This is a genomic window from Rhizobium sp. SEMIA 4085 (assembly GCF_013004495.1).
GTDB lineage: Bacteria > Pseudomonadota > Alphaproteobacteria > Rhizobiales > Rhizobiaceae > Rhizobium > Rhizobium gallicum.
In genome coordinates this window covers 16,714-31,464 of record NZ_JABEPH010000017.1, presented here as the reverse complement: position 1 = coordinate 31,464, position 14,751 = coordinate 16,714, and the positions used below count along the sequence as shown (strand labels likewise).

At 59.4% G+C, this 14,751-nt stretch carries 18 protein-coding genes and 1 pseudogene; 7 read left to right on the top strand and 12 right to left on the bottom strand.

From position 1 onward, the window contains the following. A partial coding sequence (locus C9413_RS03620; protein WP_170250188.1) for an RsmB/NOP family class I SAM-dependent RNA methyltransferase occupies window positions 1-945 on the bottom strand: 945 nt, incomplete at its 3' end. Window positions 946-1,089: 144 nt separating this feature from the next. Next, a complete protein-coding gene (locus C9413_RS03615) occupies window positions 1,090-1,401 on the bottom strand; it encodes a septal ring lytic transglycosylase RlpA family protein (protein ID WP_223843996.1) in 312 nt (103 codons plus the stop codon). Between C9413_RS03615 and C9413_RS33035 the strand changes: the two genes are divergently transcribed. Further along, on the top strand, window positions 1,301-1,600 hold the full coding sequence (locus tag C9413_RS33035) for a hypothetical protein (protein WP_223844033.1): 300 nt from the start codon (window positions 1,301-1,303) through the stop codon (window positions 1,598-1,600). The genes C9413_RS03615 and C9413_RS33035 overlap by 101 nt on opposite strands. Window positions 1,601-1,856: 256 nt before the next feature. On the opposite strand, the gene C9413_RS03610 is transcribed toward C9413_RS33035, so the two are convergent. From C9413_RS03610 to C9413_RS03600, 3 genes are read right to left on the bottom strand one after another with little or no spacing between them, the layout of a single operon-like run. Beyond that, window positions 1,857-2,729 (bottom strand): SDR family oxidoreductase, encoded by an 873-nt coding sequence (locus C9413_RS03610; RefSeq protein ID WP_039843646.1) that lies wholly within the window; start codon window positions 2,727-2,729, stop codon window positions 1,857-1,859. Then, on the bottom strand, window positions 2,729-3,886 hold the full coding sequence (queG, locus tag C9413_RS03605) for a tRNA epoxyqueuosine(34) reductase QueG (protein WP_039843647.1): 1,158 nt from the start codon (window positions 3,884-3,886) through the stop codon (window positions 2,729-2,731). Before queG ends, C9413_RS03610 begins: the two co-directional genes overlap by 1 nt. A 12-nt stretch (window positions 3,887-3,898) precedes the next feature. Next, a complete protein-coding gene (locus C9413_RS03600) occupies window positions 3,899-4,591 on the bottom strand; it encodes a glutathione S-transferase family protein (RefSeq protein WP_022713395.1) in 693 nt (230 codons plus the stop codon). Window positions 4,592-4,740: 149 nt separating this feature from the next. Between C9413_RS03600 and C9413_RS03595 the strand changes: the two genes are divergently transcribed. Further along, window positions 4,741-5,541 carry an undecaprenyl-diphosphate phosphatase gene (locus tag C9413_RS03595; protein WP_039843648.1) on the top strand — a complete coding sequence of 267 codons (801 nt, stop codon included), beginning with the start codon at window positions 4,741-4,743 and terminating at the stop codon, window positions 5,539-5,541. 51 nt (window positions 5,542-5,592) lie between these two features. Here the strand turns inward: C9413_RS03595 and C9413_RS03590 are convergent, their stop codons facing one another. From C9413_RS03590 to dnaN, 7 genes are all read right to left on the bottom strand, one after another. Further along, window positions 5,593-5,745 (bottom strand): hypothetical protein, encoded by a 153-nt coding sequence (locus C9413_RS03590; protein WP_027510599.1) that lies wholly within the window; start codon window positions 5,743-5,745, stop codon window positions 5,593-5,595. Window positions 5,746-6,024: 279 nt separating this feature from the next. Continuing rightward, window positions 6,025-7,005 (bottom strand): complex I NDUFA9 subunit family protein, encoded by a 981-nt coding sequence (locus C9413_RS03585; RefSeq protein WP_170250187.1) that lies wholly within the window; start codon window positions 7,003-7,005, stop codon window positions 6,025-6,027. 111 nt (window positions 7,006-7,116) lie between these two features. Continuing rightward, window positions 7,117-7,404: a DUF1330 domain-containing protein gene (locus C9413_RS03580; RefSeq protein ID WP_039843649.1), complete on the bottom strand. Its 288-nt coding sequence runs from the start codon at window positions 7,402-7,404 to the stop codon at window positions 7,117-7,119. A gap of 80 nt (window positions 7,405-7,484) precedes the next feature. Then, a complete protein-coding gene (pyrF, locus tag C9413_RS03575; protein ID WP_039843650.1) occupies window positions 7,485-8,177 on the bottom strand; it encodes an orotidine-5'-phosphate decarboxylase in 693 nt (230 codons plus the stop codon). 1 nt (window position 8,178) lies between these two features. Further along, the gene (locus tag C9413_RS03570; RefSeq protein ID WP_039843651.1) at window positions 8,179-8,766 is read right to left on the bottom strand and encodes a histidine phosphatase family protein; all 588 of its coding nucleotides are present in this window, start codon (window positions 8,764-8,766) and stop codon (window positions 8,179-8,181) included. A gap of 1 nt (window position 8,767) precedes the next feature. After that, window positions 8,768-9,361: a phospholipid N-methyltransferase PmtA gene (gene pmtA, locus C9413_RS03565; RefSeq protein ID WP_039843652.1), complete on the bottom strand. Its 594-nt coding sequence runs from the start codon at window positions 9,359-9,361 to the stop codon at window positions 8,768-8,770. Between the two features lie 118 nt (window positions 9,362-9,479). Continuing rightward, window positions 9,480-10,598 (bottom strand): DNA polymerase III subunit beta, encoded by a 1,119-nt coding sequence (dnaN, locus tag C9413_RS03560; protein ID WP_039843653.1) that lies wholly within the window; start codon window positions 10,596-10,598, stop codon window positions 9,480-9,482. Window positions 10,599-10,841: 243 nt separating this feature from the next. Between dnaN and rsmI the strand changes: the two genes are divergently transcribed. The 5 genes and pseudogenes from rsmI (at window position 10,842) to C9413_RS34395 (ending at window position 14,603) form a co-directional block, all read left to right on the top strand. Next, a complete protein-coding gene (rsmI, locus tag C9413_RS03555; protein WP_039843654.1) occupies window positions 10,842-11,762 on the top strand; it encodes a 16S rRNA (cytidine(1402)-2'-O)-methyltransferase in 921 nt (306 codons plus the stop codon). A 390-nt stretch (window positions 11,763-12,152) separates the two neighbouring features. Further along, entirely contained in the window at window positions 12,153-12,656 is a 504-nt protein-coding gene (locus tag C9413_RS03550; protein WP_039843655.1) for a cupin domain-containing protein, read from the top strand. A gap of 94 nt (window positions 12,657-12,750) precedes the next feature. Next, a complete protein-coding gene (gshB, locus tag C9413_RS03545; RefSeq protein WP_039843656.1) occupies window positions 12,751-13,698 on the top strand; it encodes a glutathione synthase in 948 nt (315 codons plus the stop codon). Between the two features lie 109 nt (window positions 13,699-13,807). Then, a pseudogene (locus tag C9413_RS03540) lies at window positions 13,808-13,916 on the top strand (ATP-binding protein); the annotation flags it as partial. Between the two features lie 273 nt (window positions 13,917-14,189). Continuing rightward, on the top strand, window positions 14,190-14,603 hold the full coding sequence (locus tag C9413_RS34395) for a hypothetical protein (protein ID WP_318299793.1): 414 nt from the start codon (window positions 14,190-14,192) through the stop codon (window positions 14,601-14,603). Window positions 14,604-14,751 lie beyond the last annotated feature (148 nt).

Genomic DNA, 14,751 nt, shown 5'->3' with positions numbered 1-14,751 from the left:
CCCCGGGCCCGGGCCCGTGCCGGGGGCGTCGACTCGCACCTTGTCGCAGCGAGCGCGCAGGCTCGAAAGCGCCTTTGCATCGTCATGCACTTGAACATTGCGCGTACCGGCGCGCTTCAGGCGTTCGATGATCGGCGCAAGGCGTTTGCGGTCGGCGTCATAGGCATGGATCTGGCCTTTGTTGTGCATCGCTGGCGCCATGGCAAGCGTCTTGCCGCCGCCTCCGGCGCAATAGTCGAGCACCTGTTCTCCATCCTTCGGCAACACCAGATCGGCAACGATCTGCGATCCCTCGTCCTGAACTTCGAACCAGCCTTTTTGAAAGGCAAGCTCGGCTGTGACGTTCGGAAGCCGTGAGGCGCCTTCGCCGGCGGCAATCCGGATGCCATATCGCGCGATCTTCGCTTCATGAGCGCCGGCTCTTTCAAGCGCTTTGACCGCCTTTTCGCGGCTGGCCTTCAAAATATTGGCACGCAGGTCGAGCGTCGGGCGGGAGGCGAGCGCCTGTGCTTCGGCAAGCCAGCTATCGCCGAATGCCGTCTCGAAGGAGGGTTGCACCCACTCGGGAATATCACCTTGGACGTGGACAGGCGCGGAGGAAAGAGCCCGGCTCTGGAAGGCTGTAAGCGCTGCATCGGGCAGCGAAGGCGGCGCGAACCTATCGTCGGAGAGTTCAGCGGCAAGCGCTTCCGGCGTGAAACCCCACTGTCGGAACATGACGGCATAGGCGATCGCCAGCGGGCTGTCGTCGTCCATCAGAAACCCGTGCGAAAGCCGCATGCGCAGCGCATCATAAACGATGTTGCCGATTGCAGCACGATCGCCAGAGCCGGCGAAACGATGCGCAAGGCCCCAATCCTTCAGCGCGTCGGCGACAGGTCTCTTGCGCTGATCGATATCAGCAAGAACCGAAATCGCCCCCTCGAGGCGGCCGCCCAAACGCATTCACGAAACTCCTGTTGCCACGGACGTGTGCACTATCCGCGGGAAGCGTGACTGACGCTGCGGATAATTTCACAAGTCTCAACCGCGTGGTAGCCGCGATTGACGGCAAGAGCAAGCGCCGTCCGGCGCAGGTAGCGGACGCCTTTAGCTGGCGGCGACGACTTCGTAGCAAACCTTGGCGGTACCGGAGCGGACCATGCCGATGTTCTGTGCGGCCGCGCGCGAAAGGTCGAGAACACGGCCGCGGATGAACGGGCCACGGTCATTGACGCGAACAATAACGCTGCGGCCATTGTTGCGGTTGGTGACTCTAAGCTTGGTGCCGAAGCGGAGCGAGCGGTGAGCGGCAGTCAAAATGGCAGGATTCATACGTTCGCCGGAAGCGGTTTTGGAATGCAGTGCGTACCACGAAGCACCACCACATCCGGCTGCAGCAAATCCTTCGGCAGGCAGCATGAAAGAACAAGCTGCAATAGCTACGGTACTAATTATAGAACGGCCGATATTCTTCAAAACGGATTACCCCTCAACTATTGAACTTGCGCCTTTACGGGCGGCGGGGCTTAAATCCGGCGAAAAGTGGCAAAAAAGTGCCGCCGATTATCACGGAATGTTACAGTATGTAATATTTGTGAATCTTATGAATTCGACTTGAAAAAGTGCAGTTGTCGAGAAAGTGGAAAAAAGATAAGAGAATCAGGTAAAATTAGAACGATTTTTTCTGCCGCAGCGCCCCGACCTGCTATGTTGCGAAAGTAACAAAAATAATTTTCCGATCTTGCCACAATTGATGCCTCATTTGCGCAAATTTAGAGGCCGTTAACCATAATACGGAGCGAAATTCAGATCGCGAGAATGCCAAAGTAGGAATTTTCTACTCATTTCGAATGCATCGGAATGGCCTGTTCGAGTTAACCGCGCCACCGTCCGCTCTGCCACAATTGCGCAAGCGACATCGGGTAATTCGGGAAGGAAAAGGTGTAGCCCGCGGCTTTCAATTTGGCGTTCGAGACACGTTTGTTCTCGCCGTAGAAGGAGCGTGCCATCGGCGTCAGCTCGGCGGTTTCGAAGGGCTGTTCAGCAGGCGGCTCGACATCCATCAACCTCGCTGCTTCGACAATGACATCCTGCGGCGGGCCGGGCAGATCATCCGTCACGTTATATATACCGCCAAGGCACCGGTCTGAGAGGTAGCGCGCCGACGCGCCGATATCCTCAACGCGGATGCGATTAAAAACCTGATCCTTCTTGATCAGGCGGCGGGCCGTGCCCCGGTTTAGATTGACGAAAGCATTCCGGCCCGGGCCGTAGATGCCCGCCAGCCGCAGTACGGCGGCCGGAATACCGAGGTCCTTGCCGAGCGCCAGCCACGCATCCTCTGCCTCGAGCCTTTCCTTCGATCGCCCGGAGACAGGAACGCAGACGGTCTCTTCGCTAACCCACTCACCCTTGTGGTCGCCGTAAACGCCAACGGTGGAAAGATAGCCGATCCACTGAAGCGCCGGCATCATCTTGCCGAGCTGGCCGCCTGCGAGATTGATCAACGGGTCTCCGACTTCCCGCGGCGCGATCGATTGGACGAGGTGTGTGACGCTTTCCATAGCGCCAAGCAAGGCGTCGCTGATTATCTCGCCGTCGAAAATGAAGGCGTCGATCCCTTGGCTGCGGAGGAGCTCTGCCTTGTCGGCCGATCTGGTAGTGCCGGAAATGCGGGCGCTTCCGGCTGAGAAAGCCTTGGCAATCGCGGTGCCGGAATAACCGCAGCCGAAAATCATCACATGCATCACACCACTCCCGCCAATTGCCATTCCGCAAGTACGCCGACATCAGTCTCATCCGGCCGTTGTGCCGCAAAGACGGCAAATTCGCCAGGCTCCATCAATCGCGAAAGCGCCCAGATTGCCATGCCGCGAACTACCGGAGAAGCGTCGGTGGCCAGCCATCGGCATTGATCGGCGAGGCTGCGATCACCGGAATTGCCGGCGGCGATCAATACATTGCGGATAAAGCGGGCTCTGCCGATGCGCTTGACCGGCGAGCCGCTGAAAAAAATCCGGAAAGCCGCGTCGTCCAGCGTCAGGAGAAAGGCGATCGACGGCTCTTTCAGGTCGTCGCGCGCCTGCAACTTCATTTCGGATGCCGAGACGGCAAACTTGTTCCACGGACAGGCGGCAAGGCAGTCGTCGCAACCATAGATCCGGTTGCCGATCAGCGGCCGGAATTCGAGATCGATCGGACCTTTGTGCTCGATCGTCAGGTACGAGATGCAGCGCCGGGCGTCGATCTGATAGGGCGCCGGGAATGCATTGGTCGGACAGGAATCGAGGCAGGCGCGGCAAGAGCCGCAGTGATCGATCTCAGCGTCGTCTATATTGAGATCGGCTGTCGTGAACATCGAGCCGAGAAAGAGCCAGGAGCCGTGGCTGCGGCTGACCAGATTGGTATGCTTGCCTTGCCAGCCGAGACCTGCTGCTGCGGCGAGCGGCTTTTCCATCACCGGTGCAGTGTCGACAAAAACTTTTACGTCGGCCCCGGCCCGTGCTGCAAAGCGGGTCGCGATCTCCTTGAGCCGTCCCTTGATGACGTCGTGATAGTCGCGATTGCGCGCATAGACGGAGATTGCCGCCTTGTCCGGCTTTTCAAGAATATAGCGTGGGTCTTCCCCCGGGCCGTAATTGAGGCCGAAGACGACGATGGATTTCACATCGCTCCACAGCGTGCGAGGATCGCCGCGGCGATCGCGCGTTTCAGCCATCCATTCCATCGTGCCGTGACGTCCGGCATCGATGAACTCGCCAAGCCGTTCCTTTGCTTCGGGTATCGAATCGGGCCGCGTGATACGACAGAGCTCAAAGCCGAACGTTGCCGCCTGGGCGCGAACAAAGGCGGTCAAATTGTCGCGGCGCTTGCGTTCTTTATCGTCTGCTATGCGTTCGGGCATCGAAAGCCCTCGTCAGAAATCCAGGTCTGCGTAGTGAGAGACCGGTGTCAGTCCACGCACCCGCTCTGTCAGCAGCGGGCGGAAGGACGGCCGTGATTTCATGCGCTGATACCAATCCTTGGCGATCGGCGATTCCGTCCAGTCGATCTCGCCCAGATAGTCGAGGATCGATAGCGAAGCGGCCGCAGCGAGGTCGGCATAGCTCATGCGATCTCCTGCCAGCCATTGCCGCGAACCGGCAAGCCAGGTCAGGTATTTCATATGCTGGCGGATGTTGGCGCGCGCCGTGCGCAGGATCTTCGAATCCGGTGCTCCGCCGCCCTGATCTGCGCTCATCTGCAGTTTATACACGCGCTCGCGCGCCAGGGGCCGCGTTACATCCGTCTCCATCTTCTGCATGAACCACTCACCGAGGCGGCGGATTTCCGCGCGTTGGAAGGGATCTTCCGCGAGAAGACGCCGGTCGCGCTTCAGCACCCCGTGCGTTTCATCGAGATATTCCGAAATGACAGTCGCGCCGCAAAGAGCGCGCATGCTGTCGTCCACGTAGACCGGCAAGGTACCGGCAGGATTGAGCGCCAGAAAATCGCGCCGCTTTTCCCAGGTCTGCTCTTCAATGAGATCTGCCTGAAAGCCATACTCGCTCAAAATCAGCCGGACGAAGCGTGAAGCGGATGACATAGGATGATGATAAAGCGTCGGCATCGATACCCGAATCGTTGATTTCTCGCGGCATGCTCTGGTGCACTCAAGTTCATAGCGCCCTAGTCATGACTCATTCGTTGCAGCTATAGGAGCTTGGCCCCTTCAATACAAGCAAATCGGGCCTGGCCCCGCCTCACAAGGGATAAAACATGGCTGATATCTTTAGTGCACTCATTCTAGGCCTTATTGAAGGCCTTACTGAATTCATACCGGTTTCCTCGACGGCCCATGTCCTGCTCGCAGGACATTTCCTGGGCTTTCGGTCGCCGGGCAATACATTTGTCGTTCTCATCCAGCTCGGCGCGATCCTTGCGATTCTTCTCGTCTATTTCAAGCGGCTGCTGAGCCTGGCGCTTGCGTTGCCCCGCAGCGCGCGGGCGCGGCATTTCGTCCTTGCCGTACTCTTCGGTTTTCTGCCTGCAGCCGTTATCGGCGCAATTGCGCACGACTTTATCAAGAACGTGCTCTTCGAAACGCCGATGCTGATCTGCGTCGTCCTCATCCTTGGCGGCCTGGTTCTCCTTGCCGTCGACAAGATCCAGTTCAAGCCGAAGTATCATGATGTGACGGAGTTTTCCTTGCCGATGGCGCTGAAGATAGGGTTCTTCCAGTGCCTGGCAATGATCCCGGGAACATCCCGCTCGGGCGCCACGATCGTGGGCGCGTTGCTGATGGGCGCCGACAAGCGCTCTGCAGCCGAATTCTCGTTCTTTCTCGCCATGCCGACGATGGTCGGCGCCTTTGCTTTGGATTTATACGAGAACCGCAATATGCTGAGCTTCGATGACGGCATGCTCATCGTCATCGGCTTCGTGGCGGCTTTCGTCTCGGCGCTCCTCGTTGTCCGAGCGCTGCTCGATTTCGTCTCGATCCGGGGCTACGCGCCCTTCGCCTGGTGGCGAATCTTCATTGGCGCGGCAGGCCTGATCGGCTTGACGTTGTTCGGCTGATTTTCAGATATTCGACATCCGGGGCGGCTCCGGAAAGAGCCGGCCCTTGCCTCAGTGGTTGAGAGAGGCTGTGGAGCAGGGATCGATGCCATAAGCCGGCGCGCAGCCGCCCTTCACCGCTGCGACCGAGCCGGGCGCAATGAAGGATCCTGCGAGGATAACCAGTGCCGCACACGCAAAAAGAAGCGCGATTGACTTGCCCATCGAATAAAGCCTTTCAAGTCGATTTGGCGCGCCGCAAATGACGCTGAGTCCGTTTCAGGACGCGCGGGGTGTGTAGTCAGTGGAATGGCAAATAGCAATAAACGTTGCTGCTAAATGTGGCGTTAATTTCACTAAATTTCTAATGCGTCTTTTATGCAACGCCGTTCCGGCTCGGCGCTATAGAAAGCACGCGAAACTTGCCCCGTTGCCTGAAAGAAGCAAAAAGAAAAACGCCGTCTGTGAGCAAACACAGCGGCGTTCAACCAATGCGATAATTTCTCAGGCTGCTTTTCCCGAACCCGTGTACTGACCATGCGGGCGGTAACGCACCAGGTACGATGGCAGTACGGACGTCAGCATTGTCGGCGTGACGCCCAAAGCCTTCAACGTGAGGCCATCCGTTTCGGCCTTCGTTGAAACGACATTGTCGCGCTTCAGCAGGCGAACCTGGTCGGCCGTGAGCGGGGGCTTAACGAAGGGAACGAGCGAAGCGACGCTGCCGATCAGCGATGCGATGCTGAAAGGAATGGAAACCAGCCGGTTTTTGCGGGCGGTGATCTTCAGCATGACCTGAAGACATTCGCGGAAGGTGAGCACTTCCGGACCGCCGAGTTCATAGATCGTCCCGCCCGCAGCCTTGCCCTCGACGGCGCGTGCCACGGCTTCTGCCACGTCCTCTACGTAGACCGGCTGCAGCTTCGTCTTGCCGCCACCGATGAGGGGAAGCACTGGCGAAAGGCGAGCCATCTCCGCAAATTTGTTGAAGAAGCCGTCTTCCGGCCCGAAAACGATCGACGGACGGAAGATTATGGCATCCTTCTTCGTCGAAAGGATTGCCGCCTCCGCGCGGCCCTTGGTGCGGGCATAGCTGGAATCCGAATTGGCGTCGGCGCCGATTGCCGAAATATGGATGAGCTTCGCGCCGGATGCCCGGGTGGCTTCCGCCACGGCGCGCGCACCGAATTCCTGCACCGCATCGAAGGTGTTGCGGCCGGCCTCAAAGAGCACGCCGACACAATTGATGACGAAGTCGGCACCCTCGACGGCGCGATCGATCGAAGTGCGGTAGCGCAGGTTCGCTTGGACAAAAGAAATCTGGCCGACATTGCCGAGCGGCTGCAGAAAACCTGCGAGATCCGGCCGCCGCACCGCGACGCGGATGCGATAGCCGCGCTTTGCGAGGGCGCGCACGATATGCCTGCCGAGAAAGCCAGAACCTCCGAACACGGTCACGAGCGGCGGCAGGTTGGCAAGGGTCATGGCAGGCTCCTCGAAGGCTTGGATGGACGCGTTGATCGGCACTCGTATTAGCCGAAACACGGCGCGACGGAAAGGTCCATCTTGCCTGAGCTTCGCAGGTGCAAAGAGTGCTCAGACGCCTTCTACAACCACCATTTCCGCGTCGGCGACTTCCTGGCGGATCTTGGCGGCAATCTGGTATTCCGGGGAGTTGTAGCAATCGACCGCGGCCTGCATGGACGGGAATTCGATGACGACGTTTCGGGCTCGCGATTTACCTTCAAGTTCGGTGATTGCACCGCCGCGGGCGAGGAAGTTTGCGCCGTATTTTTCAAAGGCCGGCTTAGCTGCCGCAACGTAATCCTTGTAACGCTCGGGCTCGCGCACATCGACGCGTGCGATCCAGTATCCTTTTGCCATGGTTTTCTCTTCCTGTTGACGGTTGTCCACGTCATCCAAATCGCTGATATGTTCACCTCAGCCGCGTCCGTCGCAAAGCGTCAGAGCGCGGCTTCCATCTCTGCAAGAATGGCGCGTGCCGCTTCCTTCGGATCGGGCGCCTTGACGATCGGGCGGGCGACGACGAGGTGGCTTGAGCCGGCCTTCAGCGCATCGGCGGGGGTCATGACACGCTTCTGATCACCCCTTTCACTACCTGCCGGGCGGATGCCGGGGGTGACGATTGCCATTCCAGGTCCGACGATTTTCCGAACGGCGGCGGATTCTTCCGCGGAGCAGACGACGCCGCCCATCCCGGCGAGCAGCGCCTGTTCGGCGCGACGCAGCACCAGGGTATGCGGGTCGTATTCGTACCCAGCGGCGATCAGATCCTGTTCGTCCATCGAGGTAAGGACGGTCACGCCGAGCAGGCAGAGTTCGGAACCCTTTGCCGCTTCGACGGCAGCCTTCATCGCCTTGGGATAGGCATGTAGCGTCAGCATGGACATACCCATCTTCACGATGTTCTCGACGCCGGAAGCGACCGTGTTGTCGATATCGAGCAGCTTCATGTCGAGGAAGATCTTCTTGCCGCTCTGTGCGAGATCGCGTGCGAATTCCAGACCGCCGGCGAAGACGAGCTGATAGCCGATCTTGAAGAAGACAATGTCGTCGCCGAGCGTCGAGACGATCTGTTCCGCCTCGCCAAGTGTCGGAACATCCAGCCCGACGATCAGCCGCTCGCGTGCGTTCATCTCACATCAGTCCCTGCCAGTTTTCCATGGGCGTCCAGTCGCATGATAAGCGCCGGTCTGCAAGGCTGAAACAATAGAGATTGCCGCCGCCGGGCGGCTGATCGCGATCGCGCGCGATGACGCGGCTCTCAATATGGCATTTCAAGAGCGTGCCGACCCCGCCATGCCCGACAAAGGCGATCGGCTCGTTCGGATCGTGATCGGCGAGAACCGCTTCGACGGCCGAAACGATGCGCTGCTGAGCATCGGCGGCGCGCTCCCAGCCTCTGAAACTCTCTAGCGGATGCGCGAAGAACCAGTCGGCAGCTTTCTCGAATTCCGGAGGTGGCAGGAAGCCCGTTGCGGACCGGTCGTTCTCATGCATGCCATGTCGGATCTCGATTGCCACGCCTGCCGTCGCAGCCAGTATTTCCGCAGTCTCGATGGCCTTCGTCTCGTCGCTGGAAATAATACGGCGCAGTTTCCTCGCCCAGCGGCTTTCAGCCGCCTTGCGTGCGCGAGCCTCGCCGATCTCGGATAAACCCCATTTGGGCACCGCGACGTTCGGATCGATTCTCACTTGCGGGTGGGTGATATACAGCCCGTACATATCAGCTGCGTCGGTAGATCCAGAGCTGGGCCGGAGGGATATTGCGGACGATGAAATCGAAATGCTGGATGTGGTAGCGCTCCGGCCGCGCGATGATCGGCGAGACCGGACCATAGGAAATCTGCACGACCGGCCTGCCTGCCGGAATACGGTCGAGCAGGCTTTCCAGAAGCGCAATTCGCGCCTGCATCGGGAAATTCAGCAGCGGCACGGCCGAAACGACGGAATCGAACGTCTGATCCTTGAGGTCGCCGAGCGTCTTGTCGAGGGCGAAGGCGTCGCCATTGATGAAGCGGACACTGGGGTAAAGGCGGACGAGATGCTCGTAAAAATCCGTCGAATATTCGATGGCGACGAGATTTTCCGGCTTCACGCCGCGCCCGAGGATTGCCTTGGTGATCGCGCCGGTGCCGGGACCGAGTTCAAGAACCGGGAGGCCGGAATTCAGGTGGATGACGCTTGCCATCTTGCGGGCGGTGATCGAGGAGGTGGGAACGATGGAGCCGACAGTTTTCGGCCCCTGCATCATGCCCTTGAAGAAACGGATCTCTTCATCGAACTTCTTGCCGAGCCGTTCTTTCAGCCGCAACGCCATGCCGTCCTCCACCAATAATATACCAAAACCGCTAGCTATCTATTTGCCATCCTCTGGCGCAAAAACAAGCCCAAACGTCGCAATCGGCAAACTTTACCGCGGCAAATGCGACGTGCGTTTACACGCGCATCGGCATCAGAACGTAAAGTGCATCATCGCCGGCGGTATCGCGAATGAGCGTCGGCGAGCCTGCATCGGCAAGCAGAAAAATCGCCTGATCGCCGGAAAGCTGGGCCGTGATATCGAGCAGATATTTGGCATTGAAACCGATTTCCATGGAATCCGTGTCGTAACCGACGGCAACTTCTTCCGTCGCGCTGCCAGAATCCGGATTGTTGACGGTGAGCAGAAGCTGGCCGTCTGAAAGTGCGAGCTTCACGGCGCGACCGCGCTCGGAAGAAATCGTCGAAACGCGGTCGACAGCCTGGGCGAATGTCGTGCAATCGACGCGCATTTCCTTGTCGTTGCCGGTGGGGATCACACGCTGGTAGTCTGGAAATGTGCCATCGATGAGCTTGGAGGTCATGACGATCGAGTCGATGCCGAGGCGGATTTTGGCGTCTGAGACTTCGACGGTGACCATCGCATCGGGATTGTCGACGAGCTTTTGCAGTTCACCGACCGTCTTGCGCGGAATGATGATGCCAGGCATGCCTTCGGAGCCGGAGGGCGCCTTCACGTCGGCACGCGCGAGGCGGTGGCCGTCGGTCGCTACCGCGCGCAGCTTCAAGTCGCCGTCGCTTTCGATCGTGTGGAAAAATATGCCGTTTAGATAGTAGCGCGTTTCTTCGGTCGAGATCGCAAACTGCGTGCGGTCGATCAGCATCTTGAGATCGGCTGCCTTCAGCTTGAAGGAATGCGTGAACGTGCCGGCGGTCAGATCGGGGAAATCGGATTCCGGCAGGCACTGCAGCGAGAATTTCGAGCGGCCGGACTGGACAGCCATCGAGCCGCCGTCCGTCGATGTTGCCAAAAGAACTTCCGAACCATCCGGCAGTTTGCGCACAATGTCGTAAAGGAGATGCGCCGGAACCGTTGTGGCGCCGCCCTGCTCGACATTGGCAGGCGTGGCTTCGGTCACTTCGAGATCAAGGTCGGTCGCCTTCATGTCGAGGTTCTGGCCATCGGCGCGCAGCATGATATTGGACAGGATCGGGATCGTGTTGCGACGTTCGACCACCCGGTGAACGTGGTTCAGCGACTTCAAAAGGTTTGACCGCTCAATAGTTATACGCATGGGATGCTACCGCTTTCGACCGTTACTGCCCCAGCGCGCAAAACGCGCCGGAAGATGCTGTCCGGCTCCGGGCCGGAGGAGTGGACAGGCAAAATGGCAGAACTTTGCTGACGAATGCAAGGGGTGCGAGACGCAGCAGCGCTGCAATTGCCGTTTTCCGGGACAATGCGCACAGAAATCCGAACACTTGCTGCGGGCCAAACCCCCGCGCATAAAGGCAGAGAGCCAAAGGAGCCATCGAAATTGAATAATGAGGAAACAGCGGGCGAGGGCGGCAGGCAGCGCGGCTATCGCTTGCACAATGTCGCCATCCCGGCCCGCCCGCTGGAAGCGGCGCTTTATCTTGTCGCTACGCCGATCGGCAATCTGGGCGATATCACGTTGCGGGCACTGGAAACGCTGGCGGGTGCCGACGTGCTCGCCTGCGAGGATACGCGCGTGACCCGCGTTCTGCTCGACCGATACGGCATTCAGAACCGGCCCTTTGCCTATCATGAGCACAACGCCGATGAGGCGGGTCCGCGATTGCTGCAGGCTCTGGAGGCGGGAAGGTCTGTTGCACTTGTCTCCGATGCCGGGACGCCGCTTGTCTCTGACCCCGGCTATCGCCTTGCACAGTCGGCGATCGAAGCAGGTTACCGTGTCGTGCCCATTCCGGGAGCATCGGCGCCGCTCGCCGCGCTTGTCGGCTCGGGCCTGCCGAACGACGCCTTTTTGTTTGCGGGGTTCCTCCCGGCGAAGGACAAGGCGCGGCGCGACCGGCTGGCGGAATTTGTCGCCGCTCCAGCGACGCTCCTCTTCTTTGAATCGCCTCACCGGATCGGCGCGACGCTGGCTGCCGCGGCCGACGTGCTCGGGCCCACCCGTAGGGCGTCCGTTTGCCGCGAACTGACGAAGACATATGAGGAGTTCCGGCGCGGCACGCTCGCGGAGCTTGCCGCGCATTATGCTGAAAACGCCAATGTGAAGGGCGAGATCGTGCTCGTCGTCGGCCCACCGGAAGAGCGGCCGGCGGACGAAGCGGATGTAGGGGCCATCCTTGCCGACCTTGCGACTTCCATGTCGACGGCAAAGGCAGCCGCCGAAGCAGCACGCGTCACCGGATTGCCGCGCAAGGAACTCTACCAGCGCTTGCTTGATATGAAGGCGAAGGACGGGCGGTAGCTAGGACAATTAGCCGGCAAAAGATGGATTGGCCGTGTCTTTCCGGCGCTGTGACGCCGGCATTCGTACCGAGGATCTGCGGTTGGCAGGTTCAATATGTCGAAGAACACCGCTCGTAGCAGCTCGTGCATGGCCTTTCGGGCGAACAGCCACTGACGGCGGCCGTCTCCCGGAAACGGCGCTGGCATTGGAACTGCGTTTCGTAATCACGCCGTAAAAGCTGTATTTCTTCGCCCATGATACCGGCAAGCGCATCGGTGCCGGTGCTGCGATCACTGCTCATCATCCGGCACTCTGAATGGACTGCTAAAATTTTAGCGGCCGCTTGAACGCCTCCGTTACGACTCTCTGCTATTCCGCAATGATTGGGGTAGCAAATTTGGGGGTCTAATGGCCATGAAGCTCATGCTCGCAAGCGCAGTCGCAATGGCCGCGCGTTCGCTGCCGTACGCGGTCGCGCCAACACGCGGCAGGAATTTCGTCGCACACTCCAGCGACCACCTGCCGATGAAATCGACGCCGATCAATCCTGACTGGATCGTCGATGGCAACCCGCAGGCGCGCACGGCCGAACATTCCCGCGGTCATGACGACGCATCGCTCACGGCGATCTGGGATTGCACAGCCGGCGAGTTCCGCTGGTTCTTCGGCTGGGACGAGACGGTGATGATCCTCGAAGGCGAGGTGCACGTCACCGCCGAAGACGGAACGGAACGCACGCTGCGCGCCGGCGACGTTGCGTTCTTCGCGGGCGGCACATGGGCGAACTGGCGGGTTGACAACTACGTCCGGAAGGTCGCTTTTCTGCGCAAGCCCTTCCCCAGGCCTGTGGCAATCCTCTACCGGCTTCGCAACCTTTTGCGCAGCAGCGGCCAGCAGGGTCTCGCGGCCTGAAATCCTTGATGCCCACACCTTGAAGGTCCTGATTGGCCGTTGCGTTTGCTTTGCTTGCGACCTACATCTGTCCGGCACTCACTGAGGGACGGAAATGGCCAAGATCAAGAACGTAGCGGTCCAAATGGACCATGTCGCAGGCATCAACATTGCAGGCGATTCTACTTTCGCCATGGGTCTTGAGGCCCAAGCCCGGGGCTACGCGCTTTTCCATTATACGCCAGAGCGGCTGAGCCTCAGCGACGGCAAGCTTTACGCTTCCGTCGAACCGATGCTGCTGCGCGACGTGAAGGGCGATCATTTCGAGCTCGGTGCGCCCGAACGGGTCGATCTTTCGACCATGGATGTCGTGCTGCTCCGCCAGGATCCGCCCTTCGACATGGCCTACATCACCTCGACGCATCTCTTGGAACGCATTCACCCGAAGACGCTCGTTGTCAATGATCCGGCCTGGGTGCGCAATTCGCCGGAGAAGATCTTCGTCACCGAATTTGCCGATCTCATGCCGAAGACGCTGATCACCAAGGATGCGGCCGAGGTCCGCCGCTTCCGCGACGAGATGGGCGATATCATCTTGAAGCCGCTTTATGGAAACGGCGGTGCCGGCGTCTTCCACTCGACGAGGGACGACCGAAACCTGTCCTCGCTGCTCGAAATGTTCGGCCAGCTCTTCCGCGAACCCTTTATCGCCCAGCAGTATCTTCCCGATGTCCGCAAGGGCGACAAGCGCATCATTTTAGTTGACGGCGAGCCGGCAGGCGCGATCAACCGGGTTCCTGCCGACCACGACAGCCGCTCCAACATGCATGTCGGCGGTCGCGCGGAAGCGACCGAGCTCACGGCGCGTGAAAAGGAAATCTGCCAACGCATCGGCCCGGCGCTCAGGGAACGCGGCTTCCTGCTGGTCGGCATCGATGTGATCGGCGACTACATGACCGAAATCAACGTCACGTCGCCGACCGGGATACGCGAAGTCCGCAAGTTCGGCGGCGCTGATATCGCAAGCCTTCTCTGGGATGCGATTGAGCGTAAGCGCCCATAGGATGTTCCGGCTCCGGCTCGTGGCCCCCTTCGTCTACGCCCTACAACCCTTCGCAACCTGACTGCAGCTGAGACGTGAATTTGTTCCTTTATTGTGTTGCCGATCTCCGCTCGGCGAACTCAATCTGGACGGCACGATTGCACTCGTTGCCGGCGCGCCTCCGGCAGCAATCGGCGCAAATGCGGGGGAAGGGATTGATTTTCCCTGCCGATAGCGGCGGGCGCGGAAATGGTATTCATTGTGCTGAGGAGGTCGACACCTTTAAGGCTTGTCGGCGCAGGTGTGGCGAGCAATGCAGCGAGCCAAGCATCATTCGCAGTTTTGAAGAGATTTTATTGGTGTTTTTCAAACGGTTATCTTGAACCGTACGGCATATCGAAGCGGTGCCGGGGGGCGCCGCGCGTTCTGTATATTCGATGGGGTCTCGGGTATCTGCAACAAACACTCCGGGGTCGGCGTTTAGTGGTAATAAGGTAACCGAAGGCGAACCAATGCCCTACAAGCGGTACGGCTTAGAGGAGAACTCCGACGGCACTTGGCGTGTCATCGACTACCGCGAAGGAAAGGCTGCGGAAACGGACGGAGCGATTCTCGATCGGTTGCCGCACGATACCGCGAGCAACCTTGAATTTATCCTTAACGCCCAAGAGAAGGGAACCGAGACGCGGAAGGGGAAGAGGAAAGCCAAGGCCTCGCCACGCCCAAAGGAACACCTCATGGCAACGGTGCGGTATAGCCATCGCAAGAACCTAAACATCTACTGGACGGTAGTCGATGCAGTCACCGGACAGGCGGTCGTTATCGATGGGGTGGTCATGGATATGCTCTCCGAGGAGGATGCCGAGGAGTTGGTCGAGCGGCTGAACCGCAAGGATGAGGAAGGGAAACCGTTTAGTCGTCCTTAAGTCGGCCCCTGAATGGCTGCTGTAACGGGTCGATCATGCTCCACTCAACGATGCCGAACGGATGCCGGCGGTCCGCACTGCTGCGCCACGCCGCGGAGAAGATGCGGTTTTCGAGCCTGCGGCTATCACCGTACTCAAGGTGGCGCGG